Source organism: Noviherbaspirillum sp. Root189 (assembly GCF_001428545.1).
Lineage (GTDB): Bacteria > Pseudomonadota > Gammaproteobacteria > Burkholderiales > Burkholderiaceae_D > Noviherbaspirillum.
On sequence record NZ_LMHZ01000017.1, the window covers coordinates 101,325 to 121,717 of the forward strand.

Annotated in this window: 15 protein-coding genes and 1 pseudogene; 6 read left to right on the forward strand and 10 right to left on the reverse strand. The window is 55.1% G+C overall.

From position 1 onward, the window contains the following. Positions 1-9 precede the first annotated feature (9 nt). The 5 genes from fdxA to ASE07_RS12575 form a co-directional block, all read right to left on the reverse strand. The gene (gene fdxA, locus ASE07_RS12555) at positions 10-339 is read right to left on the reverse strand and encodes a ferredoxin FdxA (RefSeq protein ID WP_057291168.1); all 330 of its coding nucleotides are present in this window, start codon (positions 337-339) and stop codon (positions 10-12) included. After that, on the reverse strand, positions 336-1,286 hold the full coding sequence (locus tag ASE07_RS12560) for a HEAT repeat domain-containing protein (RefSeq protein ID WP_057291169.1): 951 nt from the start codon (positions 1,284-1,286) through the stop codon (positions 336-338). Before ASE07_RS12560 ends, fdxA begins: the two co-directional genes overlap by 4 nt. An 11-nt stretch (positions 1,287-1,297) precedes the next feature. Beyond that, on the reverse strand, positions 1,298-1,531 hold the full coding sequence (locus tag ASE07_RS12565; RefSeq protein WP_057291170.1) for a 4Fe-4S dicluster domain-containing protein: 234 nt from the start codon (positions 1,529-1,531) through the stop codon (positions 1,298-1,300). Positions 1,532-1,553: 22 nt separating this feature from the next. Then, positions 1,554-3,281: a fumarate reductase/succinate dehydrogenase flavoprotein subunit gene (locus ASE07_RS12570; RefSeq protein WP_057291171.1), complete on the reverse strand. Its 1,728-nt coding sequence runs from the start codon at positions 3,279-3,281 to the stop codon at positions 1,554-1,556. A gap of 381 nt (positions 3,282-3,662) precedes the next feature. Next, on the reverse strand, positions 3,663-4,397 hold the full coding sequence (locus tag ASE07_RS12575) for a GntR family transcriptional regulator (protein WP_057291172.1): 735 nt from the start codon (positions 4,395-4,397) through the stop codon (positions 3,663-3,665). Between the two features lie 536 nt (positions 4,398-4,933). Between ASE07_RS12575 and ilvD the strand changes: the two genes are divergently transcribed. After that, positions 4,934-6,607, forward strand: coding sequence for a dihydroxy-acid dehydratase (gene ilvD / locus ASE07_RS12580; RefSeq protein ID WP_057291173.1), 1,674 nt, complete (start codon positions 4,934-4,936; stop codon positions 6,605-6,607). 431 nt (positions 6,608-7,038) lie between these two features. Here ilvD and ASE07_RS12585 read toward each other — a convergent pair whose 3' ends face one another. From ASE07_RS12585 to ASE07_RS12595, 3 genes and pseudogenes are all read right to left on the reverse strand, one after another. After that, positions 7,039-9,579 (reverse strand): sensor domain-containing protein, encoded by a 2,541-nt coding sequence (locus tag ASE07_RS12585; RefSeq protein ID WP_162256881.1) that lies wholly within the window; start codon positions 9,577-9,579, stop codon positions 7,039-7,041. Between the two features lie 958 nt (positions 9,580-10,537). Then, positions 10,538-10,792, reverse strand: a pseudogene (locus tag ASE07_RS28780) (IS6 family transposase); the annotation flags it as partial. Between the two features lie 126 nt (positions 10,793-10,918). Beyond that, on the reverse strand, positions 10,919-12,046 hold the full coding sequence (locus tag ASE07_RS12595) for a C4-dicarboxylate TRAP transporter substrate-binding protein (protein WP_200960931.1): 1,128 nt from the start codon (positions 12,044-12,046) through the stop codon (positions 10,919-10,921). A gap of 403 nt (positions 12,047-12,449) precedes the next feature. Between ASE07_RS12595 and ASE07_RS12600 the strand changes: the two genes are divergently transcribed. Both ASE07_RS12600 and ASE07_RS12605 read left to right on the forward strand, forming a co-directional pair. Then, positions 12,450-12,719, forward strand: coding sequence for a hypothetical protein (locus ASE07_RS12600; RefSeq protein WP_156396572.1), 270 nt, complete (start codon positions 12,450-12,452; stop codon positions 12,717-12,719). Between the two features lie 70 nt (positions 12,720-12,789). Then, positions 12,790-14,391, forward strand: a complete 1,602-nt coding sequence (locus ASE07_RS12605) for an AMP-binding protein (protein WP_057291177.1) — start codon at positions 12,790-12,792, stop codon at positions 14,389-14,391. A 128-nt stretch (positions 14,392-14,519) separates the two neighbouring features. On the opposite strand, the gene ASE07_RS12610 is transcribed toward ASE07_RS12605, so the two are convergent. Continuing rightward, entirely contained in the window at positions 14,520-15,284 is a 765-nt protein-coding gene (locus tag ASE07_RS12610; protein ID WP_057291178.1) for a crotonase/enoyl-CoA hydratase family protein, read from the reverse strand. 425 nt (positions 15,285-15,709) lie between these two features. Here ASE07_RS12610 and ASE07_RS12615 point away from each other — a divergent pair, with 425 nt between their 5' ends. After that, positions 15,710-16,318: an HD domain-containing protein gene (locus ASE07_RS12615; RefSeq protein WP_057291179.1), complete on the forward strand. Its 609-nt coding sequence runs from the start codon at positions 15,710-15,712 to the stop codon at positions 16,316-16,318. Positions 16,319-16,814: 496 nt separating this feature from the next. On the opposite strand, the gene ASE07_RS30485 is transcribed toward ASE07_RS12615, so the two are convergent. Then, positions 16,815-18,356: a methyl-accepting chemotaxis protein gene (locus ASE07_RS30485; protein ID WP_057291180.1), complete on the reverse strand. Its 1,542-nt coding sequence runs from the start codon at positions 18,354-18,356 to the stop codon at positions 16,815-16,817. A 946-nt stretch (positions 18,357-19,302) separates the two neighbouring features. Here ASE07_RS30485 and ASE07_RS28785 point away from each other — a divergent pair. Together ASE07_RS28785 and ASE07_RS12625 are read left to right on the forward strand one after the other, a co-directional pair. After that, positions 19,303-19,455 carry a hypothetical protein gene (locus ASE07_RS28785; protein ID WP_156396574.1) on the forward strand — a complete coding sequence of 51 codons (153 nt, stop codon included), beginning with the start codon at positions 19,303-19,305 and terminating at the stop codon, positions 19,453-19,455. A 439-nt stretch (positions 19,456-19,894) separates the two neighbouring features. Then, positions 19,895-20,209 carry an EthD family reductase gene (locus ASE07_RS12625; RefSeq protein WP_057291181.1) on the forward strand — a complete coding sequence of 105 codons (315 nt, stop codon included), beginning with the start codon at positions 19,895-19,897 and terminating at the stop codon, positions 20,207-20,209. The last annotated feature ends 184 nt before the right edge of the window (positions 20,210-20,393 follow it).

Sequence of the window (20,393 nt, forward strand, 5' to 3'; positions counted from 1 at the left end):
TCCCGCGCTCTAAACCGTCTCCACCAAATGTTCCCGCTTATCCGTCTTGTCGGCCCAGTCGTCCGCATCCGGCAGCGGTTCGGTCGACTGGATGATCAACGGCCAATGCGCAGACAGCCGCGCGTTTAGTTCGACATATTCCTTCTGCTCGTCGGGCAACGCCTTTTCGTCGTAGATTGCCTCCACCGGGCATTCGGCTACGCACACGCCGCAATCGATGCAGACGGCAGGGTCAATAACGAGAAAGTTCGGCCCTTCATGAAAGCACTCGACCGGGCAGACTGCGACGCAATCTGTGTATTTGCAGCCAATGCACGCTTGGCCGACAACGTGTGTCATGATGCACCTCCGTTCAGGTGTATGCTGGCAAGCGCAAGCTTGGACAGCTTGCGCACATCCGAATCGACGTCCTTCATCGCCAGTTCGAGATAGGCGATGGCACGAATGTCGCCGATTTCACCGAGCGCGATGACCGCTTCCTTACGCAGGTTGCTCATCGGATGCTGCAGCGCCTCGCACAGCGCAGTGACACCCGCCTTCGCACGCAGCTTGCCGAGACTGCGGGCCGCTTTCACGCGCACCTGCCAGAATTCGTCGTCCATCGCTCGCACCAGATCCGGCACGCCGAGCGTGAGGCCAAGCTTCCCCATCGTGACGGCCGCTTCTTCACGTACCTGCCAAGCAGGGTCGGTCAACACCCGGCTCAGGGTCGGCTGAATGCTGACCTCGGAGGCGTAGCCAAGCGCGCCAACGGCAATGCGCCGCACTTCCTGATTGGGATCGTTCGCTGCGGCGTTCGTCAACGCGCCGATCGCTTCCGGTTTCTTCAGGTAGCCGAGCACGCCGACCGCTTCACGCCGTACATTGGGGTTCTCGTCCTGCATGGCCTGCAAGGCCGGTTCAAACGCGGCGTCAACCCGCAACGCACGGATCGCGTGCAGTGCAGCAGCCTTCACTTCCGGATTACCGTCAGACAGGTAGGGAACAAGATAGGATGCGCTGGCCGGCTCCTTCAATTCTGCCAGCGTGATCGCGGTGGCCTGTCTGACCTCGGGGTCGCTGTCCTTCAACAGCGGGACCAGCGCTTCTAGCACCTCGGGTTCTTCATAGCCCTCGATCGCCTTCACCGCCTCCAGCCGCACGCCGGCGTCCGGATCGGCAAGTGCGCTGAGCAGCAACGGCACGATATGGTCCTCTTCCTCCGAGTAAGGCAGATCGATCACGGCGATGCGTCGCACGCCGGCGTCGCTGCTTTGCAGCCTGTCATGAATACTGGTTGCCATCATCACGCGGCTCCTTATCGGACGAGGTAGGGAATGTTGACGTGCACGGCACCGGTCGGACAGTCCTGTTCGCACGGCATGCAGTACCAGCATTCATCAAATTTCATAAAAGCCTTGTTACTCACCATGTCTATGGCGAGTACGTCGAGCGGACAGACATCAACGCAGACGGTGCAACCTTTTTCAGCGATGCATTTCGATTGGTCGACGACGACCGGGGCTTGGGTTCTAGTGATGGCGATGGTCATGATCTTTCCTTTTCGTGTTCGGTTAGTTGATAGCCTTGCCAGCGACGCGCAAGCGCTGGTAAGCAGCCTTTTCTTCGGCATTCAGTTCGACAATGTAGGGTTCAATTTCACGCTTGCGGAAGGACGTCTTTCCGTCGTCTCCCCGCTTCACGTTCGTGTGGCAGAACCAGTTTTCGTCGTCCTTCTCCGGGTGGTCGACGCACAGGTGATACAGGCCCCAGCGGCTTTCCGTCCTGAACAGCGAGGCGCGTGCGGCCAGTTCCGCACAGTCGCGGATCGTGTGTGCTTCCATCGCACGCATCAACTCATGCGGATTTTCAGCACTCATTTCGTTCAGGTCGTCCTTAATTTCGCCGAAGCGTTCCAGCGCAATTTCCATCTTGCGGGTGATCTTCGGCGGTTGCAGGTAATCGTTGACGATGCGGCGCGTCTTGTACTCGACCTGGAACGGAGTCAGACCTTCGCTGCGTGACAGCGGCGCCATGATGCGTTTGCGTTCAGCTTCGACCATGTCGGTATTGATGACCGCCGCGGACATGCCCGAGACGTAGTCCGCGGCATTCTCGCCGCAGAACTTGCCATATACAAAGGCGCCAAGCATGTAGTTGTGTGGAATGCTGGCGCAATCACCTGCCGCATACAGGCCGGGGATGGAACACTCGCCTTTCTCGTTGGTCCAGATGCCGGAGGCGCTGTGGCCACTGCAGAAACCGATCTCGGAGATATGCATCTCGATTGCCTTCTGCCGGTAGTTGTTGCCACGCCCTTCGTGGAAACGGCCGCGGCTCGGGCGTTCATTGGTATGCAGAATGTGTTCGATTTCAGCGATCGTTTCTTCTGCAAGATGGTCGAGCTTCAGGAATACCGGACCGCGGCCACCTTCGAGTTCGTTGTAGAACTCCAGCATCATCTGGCCGCTCCAGTAGTCGCACTCGATGAAGCGTGCGCCGGTGGAGTTCGCGGTATAGCCGCCGAATGGGCCAGTCACGTAGGCGCACGCCGGGCCGTTGTAATCCTTGATCAGTGGATTGACCTGGAAGCATTCGAGGTTAGTCAGTTCTGCGCCGGCGTGATACGCCATCGCGTGGCCTTCGCCGCTGTTGGTCGGATTCTCGTAGGTGCCGAACATGTAGCCGGATGCGGGCAGGCCCAGACGGCCGGCAGCGCCGGTGCACAGTACGACCGACTTAGCCTTGATCACGTAAAAATCAGCAGTACGGCAGTCGAAGCCCATGACACCGGCAATCTCGCCCTGCGCGCCAGTAATCAGGCGCGTTGCAACAACACGATTGGTGATGTCAACACGCTGGCGCTTCAGCTGGCGATACAGCACCTTTTTCATGTGATGACCTTCCGGCATCGGTAGCACATAGCTACCGAGATGGTGCACCTTGCGCACAGCGAAGTCGCCGGTTTCATCCTTCTCAAATTTCACGCCCCAGCGATCGAGCTCCTCGATCATCGCGTAGCTGTTCGATGCATACGCATACACGCCTTTCTGATCGACGATGCCGTCGTTGGCCACGGTGATTTCCTTTGTATACTGCTCGGGTGTCGCATGGCCTGGAATCACCGCATTATTCAAGCCGTCCATGCCCATGGAGATGGCGCCGCTGCGCTTGACATTGGCCTTTTCCAACACCAGCACGCGCAACTTAGGATTTTTTTCCTTGGCCTTTACGGCAGCCATTGGGCCGCCGGTACCGCCTCCCACGATTACAAGGTCGTATTCTAGTTCGATGGTTTTCATGTCACCCTTTCAGTAAAGTTTGCGTGCGACATCGCTATCGCGTCTCGTCATAGCTCGTCATAACCAGTTCAGCAAAACGCGTGCCAATCGGTTTGACGGGCTATACGGCGAATAGCAGGGGTGGAATGATCAGGAACGGTGCGAAGAAGAAAAGAATGTCGTCTTCTGGTGAAGAGCCACCCAAATTGGGGCGAGGTCCGGCGGTCGGCATGCCAGCCCGTGGAGGTAGGCGGGTTCGGTGAGAGCGATGCATTGCTCCTGATGCGTTAAGCATCAACGACGAGGCGAAAGAGTATGTCGGGGAAAGCGAACAGAGGCTTTCAATCTTGCCAAGGTGGCTCGTTGCATAAACGGCGTTGCGACCCTCTATGGGCCGTGCTGTCAGCGCAGAATCTTAATCTTGTATTTGAAGGTTTCGGCGCGGTAGTGCAGATATTCGAATACCAGCGGCTTGTTTTGTTCGACGTAAGTGAGCCGTTCGATGCGAAGAATTGGAGAGCCAGCGGCTACCTTGAGACGGCCGGCGACCTCGCTGCTGGCAACAGTGGCGTCGATTTCCAGATCCGCCGAATGCAGCGGCTGCCGCAACTGGTTTTCTAGCAAGAAAAATAAGTCTTTTTCACGCAGGTTTTTTTCGCTCAGTCGCGAGCCCACTTCGTCTGGCACCCACGAATAGTCAATCGACACCGGTTCTCTGTTCAGATAGCGGATCCGGCGAATCTCTGTAACCGCGCTGCCTTCGTCTAAATTCAGCTTTGCGCACACGATGCTCGATCCCTTGACCGTTTTTAGGCCGAACACTTCCGAAAACGTTTCATGTCCGAGCCGATGCATCGCCTCGCCAAAACCTTGCAGCTGAGTCAGCTCCTGCGATACGTTCGGCATCGCTACGAAAGTGCCTTTACCGTGCACCTTGAACAGCAAACCTTCCTTCTGCAAATCGTTGATCGCCTGACGCACCGTGATCCGGCTAACGCCGAAGGCGGCGATCATTTCGCTTTCCGAAGGTAGCTGCTGATGTCCGACATAGGTGCCGTCGATGATCTTGGCGCGCAGCGCTTCCTTGATCTGCGTATACAGAGGAACGGTCGAAGAACGGGGAAGTTGAATCTTCAAAGTGACTTTGGTAAGAAAATGAACTGTTGCTCATTATAGGGCCGCTTTGACGGAATAGCATGATTCATGCCCATTAGATGCGGCGGTGACCAGCTTGTAGGTCGCACTTATCGCTTTCGTACTGTAACGAATTCGATACCGAGCAACTCTACGACTGTTCGTCATTGGTTTTTCGGTCGATTCCGAAAGCTGGTTGCCTCTCTTAGCGAATTCGAGGTCACTTAATCGACCTACCTTGCAACGGGCGACGCCTCATTCAAGTGCGCTTTACATGATATTGAATGTTCGCTTTGGGCGGCGCCGTGAAAAGGCGATACAGGGGCGATAACATGCACCATCTGAAGTGGCTGAAGTGCACTGGACGATCGTTGTGAGTCGCTTGCCTTGCCAGTCCACAAGTTTCCCACTTGCCTATTCCTTTAAATGCTCTGACGACTGTTAGGCTACGGATTAGAATGGGAACGAGGAAGATGTCAGACACACACAGTATCAGTACTGCCACCAAACTTGCATTTCTTCAAGATGAAGGAGCCTCCATGTCATATAACCGCCGCTCCAAGAATGTTACGCAAGGGGTCGCACGCAGCCCCAACCGATCGATGTATTACGCAATGGGATATGAGAAGGAAGACTTCGACAAGCCGATGATTGGAATAGCGAATGGCCATTCAACTATTACGCCTTGCAATTCAGGACTGCAACGACTGGCGGATGTGGCTATAGCGGCCGTAAAAGATTCCGGCGCGAACCCGCAGGTGTTTGGTACACCGACGATTTCGGATGGCATGTCGATGGGCACGGAAGGGATGAAATATTCCCTAGTCTCGCGAGAAGTCATTGCAGACTGCATCGAGACGGCGGTCAACGGACAATGGATGGACGGCTGCGTCGTCATCGGCGGATGCGATAAGAATATGCCCGGCGGCATGATAGCACTCGCTCGGATCAATGTCCCTGGCATCTACATCTATGGCGGTACCATCAAGCCCGGGAAATGGAAGGGCAAGGACCTTACAATCGTCTCTGCGTTTGAGGCAGTAGGGGAATTCACAGCAGGGCGTATGTCCCAGGAAGATTTCGACGGCATTGAGAGGAACGCCTGTCCTTCCTCCGGATCCTGCGGCGGTATGTACACCGCGAATACGATGTCTTCCTCATTTGAAGCGCTCGGAATGGCACTTCTATGTTCATCCACGATGGCAAATCCGGATGAGGAAAAAGTGAGTTCAGCCGCAGCGTCTGCACGCGTCTTGGTGGAGGCAGTGAAACGTGATCTGAAACCACGTGACATTATCACCCGCAAATCGATCGAAAACGCCGTTAGCGTAATCATGGCAACAGGTGGGTCTACGAACGCAGTTCTGCACTATCTTGCTATTGCAAACGCCGCCGAAGTTGAATGGACGATTGATGACTTTGAGCGCATCCGGCGTAAGGTGCCGGTGATTTGTGACCTTAAACCTTCCGGGCAATATGTGGCTACTGATCTGCACACTGCCGGCGGCATCCCGCAGGTAATGAAGATTCTGCTGAACGCTGGCCTCTTGCACGGCGATTGCATGACCATTACGGGCCGGACTCTCGCCGAAGAACTTGGCGAAATTCCTGACCAACCACGCGCTGATCAATCCGTCATTTTCCCAGTAGAGAAGGCACTATATCAGCAGGGCCACCTGGCCATCCTAAAAGGCAACCTTTCACCGGACGGTTGTGTTGCGAAAATTACCGGTCTAAAGAACCCCGTCATCACAGGACCGGCACGGGTATTCGATGACGAGATGTCGGCCATGGACGCCATTCTTAGCGACAAGATCAAAGCAGGGGATGTGATGGTACTTCGCTACCTGGGTCCCAAAGGCGGCCCTGGAATGCCTGAAATGCTTGCTCCGACTTCTGCCATTATAGGAAAAGGACTTGGGGAATCAGTAGGCCTTATCACGGATGGGCGCTTTTCTGGCGGTACTTGGGGGATGGTGGTCGGTCACGTTACTCCCGAGGCGTTTGTAGGCGGTACGATTGCGCTGGTACAAGAGGGAGACAGCGTCACTATCGACGCACTACAACAATTAATTCAATTAATCGTACCGGACGACGAGATCGCACGCCGCCGTGCAAGCTGGAAGCAGCCGGCACCCCGTTACACGCGCGGCGTACTTGGAAAGTTTGCTGTGCTTGCGACGCCAGCATCTCAGGGAGCGAGCACATGTTAAGCGCTATGTTTCTTACTGGTTCTTAACGGCCGTCGGCACGCCAAGCGGAAACAGCTTCTTTAGACAGGTGCAGGCTGAAAGTGAGCGGAATACAGACACAGGTACAGGGAAAATTAGTATGCTGTATGTATATACAGCCAAGAAATTAGAGAATCAGAACAGGGTGGCTGATCTCTATACGATCCTATTGTGTACCACTAAATAATACGCCATCGTTTTTACATAAAGAAAGTCTGCTACATTTTTTATGTAAGGAGTTTAGACCAATCCCAACCTGTAACGTGACAAATGAGATCGGTGGATTTTTTTGACTGGCAAGGCGCAGGAGGAGTCAATAGCGGGCTATTGACGACGAGTGCAACGCCGGCGGACGGCTCGGCGCCCCCGGAAAAAGACGCGATCCCATGGTGCGTTATGGGTTGGGATTGGTATTAGATAGCGGACTGATCCTTCTCCAGGGTATGGGAACTGTCGCGGGCGACCATGAACTTGTCGAAGTCCTCTGGCGGCAGTGGTTCACTGAAGAAGTAACCTTGGAACGCATCGCATACGCACCTGTCGAGAAAATCGAACTGACCTAGTGTCATTACGCCTTCCGCGACGACCTTCAGACCCAAATTACGACCCAGCGTAATGATGGTCTTTACCAGCGTTGCGTCCTCCTGATTTACCAGTACGTCCCTGACAAAGGATTGATCTATTTTCAGTTGCTCAAAAGGTAATCGCCTGAGATATGAAAGCGATGAATAGCCGGTACCGAAGTCGTCCAAGGAAAATTCAATTCCAAGCGTCCTCAGCTGATCCATCTTTTCTGCTGTGCCGTTGACGTCTTCAAGCAAAAGACTTTCTGTCAGTTCCAACTTTAGTTGGCGAGGGTTAGCGCCACTCTTATTGACGACTGCAATTATCTGATCCGCGAAATCGGGCTGACGAAATTGTCGGGCGCTCACGTTTACTGCCATGCTTATCTGCGCAGTTTCTTGCCGAGTGGCCCACTTCGCCAATTGATGACACGCCGTTTCCAATATCCACTCGCCAAGGGGCAGAATCAATCCAGTATCTTCAGCAAGATGAATGAAGTGGACTGGGGAAATCATGCCTTGCTGCGGATGTCTCCATCGTAGCAACGCTTCCGTACCAACAACCTGGCCATCACGGTCCACCTGAGGCTGGTAATACAAGAGAAAGTCATGATCCAGAAGGCTGCGACGCATGTTGGCTTCCATCGCAACCCGCGCCGTGATCGCTGCTTGCATTTCAGGATCGAAGAAACGTATTGTATTTCGACCGGCTGCTTTCGCTTGATACATGGCGAGGTCCGCATGTTTAAGCAGCTCCTCTACGGTTACGGAGAGTCCCTGGAAGAGGGCAACGCCAATACTAGGGGTAGTGTGGTGCTCATACTTGTTTAGATCGAAAGGTGTATTGAGTGCCGCCCGTATTTGTTCCGCAATGGTGTCAGCATGGCCGACTGCATCTATAGAGTGCTTGCCAATCTGACCTAGCACCACGACAAATTCATCTCCTCCCCATCGTGCCACTGTGTCACCTTCCCGCACAGTTTGCGATAGCCGCTGTGCGACCTGCTGTAGCAGTAAGTCTCCCATGTCGTGTCCGAGAGTATCATTGAGCACCTTGAAGTTGTCGAGATCAATGAACATGACGGCTCCAACGCTACCGCGTCGGCTAGCCATCAGCTCATGTTCCAATCGATCAAGAAGCAGCTGCCGATTAGGCAACCCGGTCAGTGAGTCGTAAAAGGCGAGCGTATGTATTTCGCGCTGCGCAGCCTTCCGATCTGTAATATCGGTGTGAATCGAGAGAATCGATTGTGGGTCATCATTGTCATCTCTTACCAAGGTGGAGCGACCTTCGACAACGAAACAAGTACCGTTCTTGCGCCGTACAGTCAGTTCACCGCGCCACTCACCGGACTTCAATACTTCGTTCACAACCGCATTGAACATTGGGGAGTTCTCGCAACATAGCTCCTGTTCAGATTTGCCGAGTGCCTCTTCCTTCGTCCTGCCATAAAGCCGTTCAGCACTCTTGTTCCAGAAGATAATTTTCTCATCCATGTTGACGACAAAAATGGCGTCCTGTGCCTTATCAAGCAGAGAAGCTTGTTCACGAAACCGCTGCTCGTTTTCCTTCAGGGTTGCCAAGGCCTGCTCGCGTTCAATGACGACACTCACCATGTACGAGCAAGCCTTGAGTAACTCCATTTCTGCCAGCTCTGGCGACCGAGGGGCATCCGAATACACAGCAAATGTCCCATATACTTGCCCAGTGCTGCCTATAATTGGCATCGACCAACACGCTCGCAATGCACTACGCAACGCCAAGTCGCGGTAATTGACCCAAAGTGGGTCGCTGCTGATGTCTGCAACAATAACAGGCTGGCCCAGGTAAGCGGCGGTCCCGCACGATCCGACAACAGGACCTATTTCAACTCCATTGATTGCGTCGATAAACTCCTGGGGAAGCTTTGGAGCGGCGCCGTGGTGTAGGCGGCGTGTTTTGGCGTCGAGTAACAGAACCGAAGCACGAGTGCGGGCGTCCTGTGATTGAGCAACGTCTATAACGGCAACTAAAATTTCGTCAAGCGGCGCACCAGCCGCAATGCGCTCCATGATGCGCATTTGCGCATTGGTGAACGCCTCACGTCGGCGTCGGCTGGTCACATCCTTAAAATACACGGCTAGTCCGTCATTGATCGGATGGGCGTGGACTTCGAACCATTGCTTCCAAGGGGCGTTGTAATTCTCGAATTCTATGGATCGACGCTCGTCCATCGCGCGCCGGCATTCACGTTCGAAATCTGTCCCAACCGCTTCCTTGAACGCATCCCAGAGATCTCGCAGGAGGAGCGCGTGCCGTGGCTGCTGTAAAACAGCTTCAGCGCTCTTGTTGATAAACGTTAATCGCCATGCCCGATCGACTGTAAAGAAAGCGTCGGTAATGTCATCCAAGGTCGGTATCAGACCATTTGATGGCCTGATGGATTGCGTTTCATCCTTTCCTGACCGTTCCATCTTCTTACGTTCTCAAAGGTATATGTTCATTACGCTTTGTGAGAATGATACTTGACAACATTCCGGGTCAAATGGCTTGTGGGGCAAAGTTGACCGCAATTTCACAGACAAGTATCACTATAAGACCGTTTGAACGTACTCCTCAGTGTGAGCCTGGTCAAGAGATTACAGCAGATGGCCAAATGACCCCATTAAGCGTAAAAGGAACTTTAGGTAGAGGCAGACTATGATTGGAATTTGCTAATTGGAAAACACTGTCTAAAATAAAATTCCTTTGTTTGATTTGCCAAGCGAGATGTCCGAAAGATAAGCAGTGCTAATTTTGCAAGAAGACGCTATTTATAGGTAAGAGATCAACCACACCTTCTTTAAGCGCCGCCAGACTTCGTAGGGGGTTCTATGTATGACTGGGACGCTATAGAACAAGCGGCTTCCGCGTTTCTCCATACTGATCGAACGAGCACTACGTGGCCCAAGATTGAGGACGACTTTCAGAGAATCGCAGCCGATCCACACGTCATTTTGTACTTGGTGAAGGCGGTAAAGGCGTTAGGCGACGGCCAAGCTGCGGGACGCGAAACGAAAATGCTGGCTAATCTGGTACACGACTTTTCCGACTATGTGAGAAATGTTCCGGACGGTTCACAAGACCCGGCGCGTGCTTACTTACTGATCCAGGCCGATAAGGTAAAAGCGCGACATCATTTGTAGATAATATTGCTCACAGGAAAATCGCTCATAACTTAGATTATGTAAAATCAACTTTCACAGTAATGTTGAATCTTCGGCCGCCGTACTTGTACAGATACTTCCACCGACCACCCACCAGCACGTAGGTGTCGTCCNATTATGTAAAATCAACTTTCACAGTAATGTTGAATCTTCGGCCGCCGTACTTGTACAGATACTTCCACCGACCACCCACCAGCACGTAGGTGTCGTCCATGCGCCAGCTGCTGCCAAACGGACGCTTGCGGTGGCGGAAGACCGCAGCCAGCACCGGCAGGATCTTCAGCGACCAGCGGTGGAGGCCTCGTGCTCAATGAATACGCCGCGCTCGTGCATCATCTCCTCGATGTGCCTCAGGCTCAACGGATACGCGACGTACCAGCGCACGCACGTCAGCATTGACCTCCAGCAGATAGTGCATCCGCTTGATTGCCTTGCGCAGCGCTTCGTTCACCGGCTTCTTCTTTTATCAAACCAACTATTCTTTCAAGGCCGGCTTACTGCAACAGAACCCCGTTGCCTGCTGCGCGGCGTCGCTCGTCGTATGTTACATCCCGTGCTTGGTCACATCGACCTTAGAGTAGATCTCCTTCCAGTACAGCTCGCCCAGCTGTTCCTGGCTCTCGACTGGCTGGACGAGCCTAACCCATTTCCGCAGAATCGGACGGAAGCTGCTGAGCATCTCCTCGCCGCGCTTGACGCCATGTTTCTCTGCGAAATACTGCGCAATCACGCTCATGTCCTTTTCAATAAATTCCTGTGTCTTACGCACCAAAGCTGGGTCCACCTCGTGCATGCGCACATCCTTTTTCCTCGCTTGTTCCAAGATTTCGTTTTCCTTCTGCTGATATATCCATGGCGTGTAGGCCCCGCCCTCGGCCGACGCGCGCAGGAAGGCCTTGCGGTCTTCTACGCTCAGGCTGCGCCAGGTATTTGTATTCATGTTGAATCCGGCAGAGGCGAATACGCCGCCGGGCACTGCCATCGTGATATCGGAAATGACGTCCATCAGCCCGAAGTTGTGGATTTCGGGCGTCGAGAGAATCAGGCAGTCAACCACACCCTGTCCCAACGCCTCGCGCATTTCGTTGCCAGTCATCGTCACTGGCGTGGCGCCAACGGCCGTGGACCAGCGCGACCAGTTGGACGCACCCGCCCGCAGGCGTTTGCCCTTCAACTCCGCTTCGCTCCGTACTGGCTTGTTGCACAACAGTCCGAAGGACGAGCCGCCGACATGGCCTGTATACACCGCATTCTGGCGCGCGAATTCTTGGTGGCACTCCGGACAGTTGAAGAAGGTAAATTCAGTCACCGCCCCTGCGAAGGCCGATGCCTCCTTGCCCCGCACCTCGTCCCCCATCAGCCGCAGCATCATTGAAGCTTCAGTCACTAAGTTGGTGTGCGGGTATTCGGCCGGGAAATAAGGTGTAAGCACGAACCCGATGTCGGCAATGCCGTCGCGCAGTCCAGCCGAGGTCTCGGCCATGTTCAGCAGGGTCAGCGGAAAAATGCGGACGCTATGGCGCCCCTGCGTGTACTTCGCCACACGCTTGGCATAGTCCTCTGCCATCTTGATATTGTAGGAACCGGGCGGAAATCCGATCGCATATTTGAACTGCTTGGCCGATGCAGTTCCACTGATTATCGCAGCGCCGCACAGCAATGCAGTCATCATCAACCTGGGAATGCGGGATACAAATTTCATCTGGGTCTCCTTGGGGTGGGTTCAGCAAAATAGTTGGCTGGCGCGCGGTTCCGAGTGCGCGTCGGTGGAAGGCGTTGAAGCTGTCTTCTTTGACACGGCGCAGACCGATGCATGCCCTTGACCGCATCGGACGGCTTGCGGCACTGCCCCAGGATGACAGGTTCGCTCACTGTATTGTCCGCTCGGCTTCTAGAAGACATCAAGTTACCAAGGTTTCACGTTCGAAGCTTGCGTTAGGTTGCTGACCGCACCACGCCAAGGCGGGCTTGCTGTACAACCAGTTGACGCAAGCGTTGCGCGCACTTCCCGGTCTATAGTCGCATCATCCAGCCGGCCGCCGTCAGCACATCCTGCGTCCCAACAGGGATACAGCATGAGCGTTGCCCGGCATGCCAAGTTCGATGTCCGTTGGCTGGTGAGCGCTACTACCGCAATGTGTGGCTCTCATCTCGCGGTGATCAAGCTTTTGTCGCTGAACTTCGATCCAATGTGGCGGTCGGGCATACCCATGCTGTGCGCCTGCCTGCCGGCCGGTTCTGCCGCTGCGCCGAGTTCGAATTTTTGCGTGCGGGTAAAGCGTCACAACGCCGCGCGGCGCGACGCATGTCAGCCAGCTAACGCAAGACCAGACCACTTGGCCTGACTTATGGTGACAGGCGCAAGCGCCGCACGCGTGCGTTCCGCCGCCTTAACCTATGCCATGGAGAACAAGCATGCCCCAACGTGATGACCCAGCTATCTCCCCGCTCGAACGCAACCTGGTCGAGCGGGTCAATGTTGCCGACATCTTGACCCGCTCAGCCGACTTGTATCCGGAAAAGGTGGCGATAATCGAGGGGGAACGGCTCCTCACCTACGCAGAGTTCGATCGCCAGGTCAATCGGCTTGGCCACGCGCTGCTCGGGTGCGGGCTTGTGTCTCAGGACGTGGTTGCGGTGATGGCGCGCAACGCCACTGAACTGCTGCTGACCTATTTCGCATGCGCCCGCGGCGGACTAATATGTGCGCCGGTCAACCTGGGCCTGCGTGCTTCGGAAATCGCGTACTGCCTGCGCGACGCCGGTGCCCGGGTAATGATCGCCGAAGGAGCGCTGTCCGACCTGGCCGCGGCCACGCGCGCCGAAGAGTTGCCCTCACTGCATCAGGTTTTCTGGTTCGGCACCATGCCCGACGGCGGCCTCCCGGAAGGAGACGGACGCTTCGAAGACCTGCTCGCGCGCGGTAAGGACGAAGCACTGGAAGTTCTTGTCCACGAACGCGAGGCCGTCCAACTGCTCTACACTAGCGGGACTACGGCGCTGCCCAAGGGCGTACTGACTAGCCATCTTGCCGTCACCATGGCTGGCCTTTCCAATGCCATTGGCCACCGCTGCACGCCGGAGGTCGCCACCCTGGTGGCGCTGCCGCTGTTTCATTGCGCGATGCTCAACTCAATCACGATCCCGGTAATGATCGTTGGTGGCACCGTCGTATTGACGCAGGGGTTCGAGCCGCACCAGGCGGCGCGCCTGCTGGAAGAGCATTCGATACAGCTGATGGTACTGCTTCCGATGATGTACGGATTGATGCTGACCGACCCTGAACTGAAGGAGCGGCGCTTTCCGGCGATGCGGCGCGCGATGTATGCGATGGCACCGCTGCCCGAGGAAGGCCTGCGTCAGATCCACGCAATGTTCCCGAATGCCGACGTGGTACTGGGTTCAGGACAGACTGAGTTCACGCCGGCCACTTGCATGCAGCGGCCCGAGCACCAGTGGTCCAAGGCCGCAACTTGGGGCACGGCGACGGCTATGACGCGTGTGGCCATCATGGATGAACACGGACGGCTGCTATCGCGCGGCGAAACCGGCGAGATCGTCTATCGCGGCCCGCAAGTAATGAACGGTTATCTCAATTTGCCGGACGAGAGTGCCGCCGCATTCAGGCATGGCTGGTTTCACAGTGGCGATGTCGCTTATATGGACGAAGATGGAGCAATCTGGTTCAAGGACCGCTACAAGGACGTGATCAAGACCGGCGGCGAAAACGTGGCTTCCATCGAAGTAGAGCGCTGCCTGCTGGAACATCCGGCAGTTGCGGAGGCCGCAGTGATCGGTGCTCCGCATGCACATTGGGGCGAAGCCATCACCGCGGTGGTGATATTACGACCGGGCCATCGGGTCGAGGAGCATATGCTCGTCGCACATTGCCGGGAACGTCTGGCCGGCTTCAAGGTGCCAAAGGCGGTGGTTTTCGTGCGCGATTTTCCGCGCACCGGCACGGGGAAAATACAGAAGAACGTGATCCGCTCGCAGTTGAAAGCTTTGTACCAGTAATAAGCGCCGCAGGAATGGCGGCGTAGCGGCCGGCATTCCTCCTTTCCGACAGCCGCGCGGCCGCAAGCCGGATGCGATCCTACGTAGCAAGGTCTAGCGGCCGTGCGCGTAGCAGGCCAGGGCCGGCTTCAGCGCCCGCACCAGACCGGCGCCCGCTTCTCCACAAATGCATTTGCCCCTTCCTGCGCATCCTCCGAGTTCACGATCGGGTCGGCAATGGAAGCCTGAAGTTCGAACATGCGATCGACCGGCCAGCTGGCCGACTCGCTCAAGATGCGCTTGCTTGCAGCCAGGGCTAGCGGCGCATTCTCGGCGATGCTTCGTGCCAACCCGAGGGCGGCCTCAAGTGCCTGTCCATCCTCGACTAGGGCGTTGACCAAGCCGAGCGCATAGGCACGTTGCGCCTCCAGCACGCCACCGGTCAGGGCCAGTTCCATCGCCATGTGGTAAGGCAGCCGACGGGGCAGGCGCATCAGCCCTCCGGCTGCAGCGACCAGCCCGCGACGCACCTCGGGCAAGCCGAAGCGCGCACCTTGTCCTGCCACCAGCAGGTCGCAGGACAGTGCAATTTCGAAGCCGCCCGCAACTGCGTAACCTTCAACGGCAGCGATCAACGGCTTGGCCGGCGGCTTCTCAACGATGCCGGCAAAACCGGCGCCTGGCACCATGGGTCGTTCTCCGCGTGCGAACGCCTTCAAGTCCATTCCAGCGCAGAAGTTACCGCCGGCGCCGGTCAGGACCGCGACGCGGAGCGAAGGATCGGCATCGAAGTCGCGCATCGCAGCGGCCATCGCGTGCGCGAGCGCCTCACTGACCGCGTTGCGGGCCTGTGGACGGTTCATGGTAAGTATCAGCACCTGGCCTTCGGTGCGGGACAAGATTTCGTCGGGCATGGGGTCTCCTTCGGACACGGCGAACGCAACGCAGGTCGGGGCTTTGATGGCTCCGACCTGCGTTGCACGAGTAAAGAGGCCGCGACGTGAGCGACCTCCGAGAGAAGGTACCAAGTGACGGCTGGCGCGTCTTGCGTCAGCCTGCCACAGGAAGCAGGACGGGTTCTGTTGCAATAAGCAGGTGCAAGTGAACTGATGGCAGGGCCAACGAACGGACGTAAGCGATGAACAAAGAAGCACTGCGCAAGGTAATCAAGCAGATGCATTATCCGCTGGAGGTCATGCTGACGTGCGTGTGCCATTGTGACAAGTGATCCCGCACTAACGTCTTGAAATAGCCGGTCATCCCATTAGCCTGGACCCGAAGCAGACTGTCACAGCAGTCGTTCTGTATACTATGAAGTCGCATTTGGATTAAAAAGATTATGGGATTAACAGCCCTAGATAAGCAGATAGGTTTTCTAAGAGAAATCGACCGACTGAAGACCGTCGTACGGCAGTCACCTCTGCTTGACGGAAGTCGGAAGGAAAATTCTGCCGAGCATTCTTGGCACGTAGCAGTGTATGCTTTACTCCTGGATGAGTACGCCTGTGGACCTGTGAATACAAATCGCGTTATACAGATGCTCTTACTGCATGACATCGTCGAGATAGACGTTGGTGATTTTCCAATCCATAGTGGGTCTTCAAGCGAATTGCAGGCCGAACAAGAATCTAGAGCAGCGGCGCGATTGTTTGGCTTATTGCCTCAGCAACAAGGCAACGAACTTCTGGCTTTATGGCAGGAATTTGAGCGTGCGGAGACGGAGGACGCAAAGTTTGCCAAGGCTCTCGATCGCTTCCAACCTCTTCTTATAAATGTATTCACTGGTGGAGGCACGTGGACAGAGAACAGCGTTTCGCTTGAACAGGTTTTCTCCCGGTATGGTCCCGTTATTAAAAAGGGTGCCCCGCTACTATGGGCCGTGTGTGAGCAATGGGTAACCCAACACTTTGTAGGGCAAGCGTCAGGAATATCGAGGCAAGCTAGTTGAACACGAGGACAGGGCAATTATGAATGACTCGTTATGCGTACTTTAGTGCGAGAAGATGTACTTGTAACGCATGGAACTGTTGCAAGGGACTGGCCGGTTTTGGCGCACCCTGCCCTTGTAGAATTTCGAAGAATGACCGCTTATGTGTGCTTTGCGGTCTTCTTTATGTTGAAGCCTGAAGCTGACGAGGAGCTCTATATCGTTCTGCGAATAGCACCGGTGAACTTGTTACATAAATAAAGTTACGGTCCACGATTTTGTAGCAGCCATTTTAAAATCAGATTTGCAACCCCGGATTGCTGGCGGTGTTGGCTTGCTCAAATCTTACATGGACGCCGCCGTTTGCCAAGGAAGAAATCCGTGACTTCGCCAAGAAGAAGATTGCGAACTTACATCCGGTCTTCGGGCGTAATGCTCGCCTCTGATCTCTATGGATTTCGCTGGTAACAACCCCATATATCCGACGAGCTTTATGCTCACTGATTTAACATGAACGTTAAAGCTTGAAGCCATTAACCTCACTGGCGAGGTTGGCGGCCTGATCACGCAATGACTGCGCCGCGGCAGCAGCCTCCTCAACTAAAGCGGCGTTCTGCTGCGTCGCTTTATCCATCTCGCTTACAGCTTGGTTCACCTGCACGATGCCGTTGTTCTGCTCTGCGCTTGCCAGTTCGATCTCATGCATGACATCAGAAACCTTCTTTACGCTGGCGACGATCTGCTCCATGGTTTCCCCTGCCTGGTTCACCAGTCTGCTACCATCGTCCACCTTGCCTACCGATGCTTCAATCAACGACTTGATTTCCCTGGCAGCGGCAGCCGATCGCTGAGCCAAGCCCCGTACCTCTGTCGCAACGACCGCGAATCCTCTCCCCTGTTCTCCAGCGCGTGCTGCTTCGACGGCTGCGTTTAGTGCAAGGATATTCGTCTGAAATGCGATCCCGTCGATTACGGAAATAATTTCCACAATCTTCTGCGAGCTGGCCTTGATCGCCTCCATCGTGGAGACCACTTCGTTGACTACTTTTCCGCCGTGCTGCGCGATGCCCGAAGCATCTGCGGCAAGACGCGTCGCTTGCTGCGCGTTGTCGGCGTTCTGGCGTACCGTCTGAGTCAGCTGCTCCATGGTCGAGGCGGTTTCTTCAAGGGAGGCTGCCTGCTGTTCCGTGCGCGATGACAAGTCAAGGTTACCTGCTGCAATCTCGTTGGACGCACTCAGGATCGTGTCGCTCGATTTCTTAATGCTGGTGACGAGATCCGTCAGCTTGTCCTCCATTCCGCCTAAGGAGTTGATAAGCGCACCGAATTCGTCACGTCGATTACTCTCAAACTCCTGGCTCAGATCCCCGGCGCTTACTGTGTCGGCGATCCTGCTTGCGTCGCGCATACCCGCCAGGATGCCCAAGATGATCCACCAAGCCATCGCTGCCCCGCCTAGGACGACAAGGAGAGAACCGGCAATGGTGACAACGCGTGACGTGGCATACCGCTCCTGTGAGTGATTGAACTCTTCCTTGCTCACATCGAGCTGCAGCTTGATAAGTTCTTCCATGACCTTTTGCGCGGGCTGGTAGTGCGTATCGAGTCGGTTCCGCACCACCTCTGCCGCCTTGTCCATATCCCCTTCGCGTAGCGCCGAGATCGCCGGCTCAATGCCCTGGCTAAGGAATTGCATACGGTTCTTTTCAAACTGCTCAGCCAGCGTCTTTTCCTCTAGCGTCAGATATGTGGCGAGGTAGGCCTTCCACTGTTTATCGATTGCAGCACGTCGCGCGACTACAGCATCAATGACGCCCGGTACTTGCTGTGGATCACGACCTGCGACCACGGCGGCAATGGCAAACTGGTTCTGCTGCATCATGTTCTGGACGGCGATGAGACCCCCAAGCGCTATCACACTGTCTTCATAGATCGTTTTCATCGCAGAGTTACTCATGCTGAGGCTGCCCAATCCCTGCATGCCAATAACAATGGTAGAAAGGCAAAGAACGCTCGCCATCAATACGAGCTTTTGTTTGATTGAAAAGTTAATAAGCATGGAGATCGGTTCGGTTGAGGCTTGGCTATCCGCCTGCGTGTTAATTTGTTGCCCATGGGAAAGTATAACGGGATATGGTCAGATACGTTTTTTCGGTGTAGCAAAGTGCCACGATTCCGGTCTTTTATGGAGTAGATGCTGCGTCATAGCAACGAATTGCCAGGGCCTTTCCACACGTTCGTTGGACCTCTTATCGACTTGTCGTTTTTCGATGCTCAAGAAGACCGTTAAAAGGCGGACGTTGCCTTCCCATCCCTCCGATAGAGTAGTTTCCTCCTGACTGGATCATGCAAGGACGAGGCGGTATGCCCGCGGAACTAGGCGCGTTGACGCGACATCGCGGACTATGGCAAGGAGGCCTCGGCGGCTACACAACGACGCGGTGCAGTTAGACGAAACCACTTTAGTAGCTCGTTGAAACAACTTATATGCACCGACCGCTCATTTGTCTTCTTGTTGGATGCAGCAAGCTTCTGCGTAAGATCGCCGTTCATCACCGCACACCGCGCTTGGACAAGTAAGGGCGCTCCACAGGGCGTCCATCGCATCTGCTGTCAATTGCACATGCGTTCACTCCAGCCGCCGGTTTGGGATGCCGGTTATGAAGCTCGGAAAATAGCTTAAGTAATGAAATGCACCGGACGTTCGGAAAGACTCCAGCATTAGCAATTAGGCTCAGGAAACACGTTTGGCAGAACCTGTCGCAGTAATGCTGCAGTCGCCTTCAGAGCACGCACCGTGCGCACTGATCCATTCGGCCAGCGGGCGGCTGTAGAAATATCCTAGCCTCTTGCTAGGCCACGCCAAGGCGTCTTTCATTGACCTTTATTTCGCTAGCCGAACCTTGGGCCGAACGCCGCTTTGTCATCATTACCCGCGGCCAGTCGGCCGATTCAGCNCCCAGCGCGGGTCATTTAAAGAATAGGCCACGCCAAGGCGTCTTTCATTGACCTTTATTTCGCTAGCCGAACCTTGGGCCGAACGCCGCTTTGTCATCATTACCCGCGGCCAGTCGGCCGATTCAGCCACAACCCCGTTGGTGGTCCAGCATCTGAAGAGTCGAACTCTGGCCGACCCGACCGACCGGTTGCGCCGCTAATGCCGACCCTTCTTATGCTGCGATGTGCACACGCTATGACGGCGCCACATCGGGACTGCGCTATGTCGGCAACAAGATGGATTGATTGNTGCGCCGCTAATGCCGACCCTTCTTATGCTGCGATGTGCACACGCTATGACGGCGCCACATCGGGACTGCGCTATGTCGGCAACAAGATGGATTGATTGTGCAGGCTGGCTACAATCGTGCCGCGGTGGCTCTAGTCAGCAAGAATGCGCGCATCATCCCAGTCTTGCTCAGCAGCGACACAGTTTACTAAATGCCGGCATAGGAGCATGCTTCACCAATGTTACAGAACGCATTGTAGCTTGATGGAAAGCATCAACCCCGCTGGTTTACGAGAATGACCGTTGTGCGTAGACGGATTGTGATGCATGAGCAATTCCCCTGAAAACAATCCAAGATATGGAGATAGGCCATGATTAAAGTTAGCGTAATGTACCCCAACAATCCTGGTGTTCGATTCGACCATGAGTACTACCGCGACAAGCATATGCCGCTCGTAAAAGCTCGAATGGGTGATAGCTGCAAGAGCTATACCGTCGACAGAGGGCTAGTAGGTGGCGTCCCGGGAGCACCTGCTCCGTACGTTGGCATGTGCCATATCTACTGTGACTCTATCGAAGCATTTCAGGCTGGATTTGCACCTCATGCGGAAGAAATCATGGCTGATATTCCGAACTACACTGACCAGACACCAGTGATTCAAATCAGTGAGGTCGTCGTCGGATAAGTCGGATAAGAGTGCTTCACGGCATGCCCGGGAAGGTGAATCGAGACCGTGGTAAATTCCCCGTGGCAGATACTTCAAGCAGGCATCCCGCCGGTGTCAGGCACGCCTAAGGCCGATACCGTGGCTGCCATCGCAGTATTTGGCCGTGGCGAGCCCGTGCACTAGGACTGAGGTATCAACGTGA

Bases quoted from the DNA above. Each gene is read 5' to 3' on its own strand.
- ASE07_RS12565 (WP_057291170.1), bottom strand. From the start codon at position 1,531: ATGACCATCGCCATCACTAGAACCCAAGCCCCGGTCGTCGTCGACCAA.
- ASE07_RS12625 (WP_057291181.1), top strand. From the start codon at position 19,895: ATGATTAAAGTTAGCGTAATGTACCCCAACAATCCTGGTGTTCGATTC.
- ASE07_RS12570 (WP_057291171.1), bottom strand. From the start codon at position 3,281: ATGAAAACCATCGAACTAGAATACGACCTTGTAATCGTGGGAGGCGGT.
- ASE07_RS12600 (WP_156396572.1), top strand. From the start codon at position 12,450: ATGAGCGTTGCCCGGCATGCCAAGTTCGATGTCCGTTGGCTGGTGAGC.
- ASE07_RS12595 (WP_200960931.1), bottom strand. From the start codon at position 12,046: ATGATGACTGCATTGCTGTGCGGCGCTGCGATAATCAGTGGAACTGCA.
- ASE07_RS12615 (WP_057291179.1), top strand. From the start codon at position 15,710: ATGGGATTAACAGCCCTAGATAAGCAGATAGGTTTTCTAAGAGAAATC.
- ASE07_RS12605 (WP_057291177.1), top strand. From the start codon at position 12,790: ATGCCCCAACGTGATGACCCAGCTATCTCCCCGCTCGAACGCAACCTG.
- ilvD (WP_057291173.1), top strand. From the start codon at position 4,934: ATGTCATATAACCGCCGCTCCAAGAATGTTACGCAAGGGGTCGCACGC.
- fdxA (WP_057291168.1), bottom strand. From the start codon at position 339: ATGACACACGTTGTCGGCCAAGCGTGCATTGGCTGCAAATACACAGAT.
- ASE07_RS30485 (WP_057291180.1), bottom strand. From the start codon at position 18,356: ATGCTTATTAACTTTTCAATCAAACAAAAGCTCGTATTGATGGCGAGC.
- ASE07_RS12610 (WP_057291178.1), bottom strand. From the start codon at position 15,284: ATGCCCGACGAAATCTTGTCCCGCACCGAAGGCCAGGTGCTGATACTT.
- ASE07_RS12560 (WP_057291169.1), bottom strand. From the start codon at position 1,286: ATGATGGCAACCAGTATTCATGACAGGCTGCAAAGCAGCGACGCCGGC.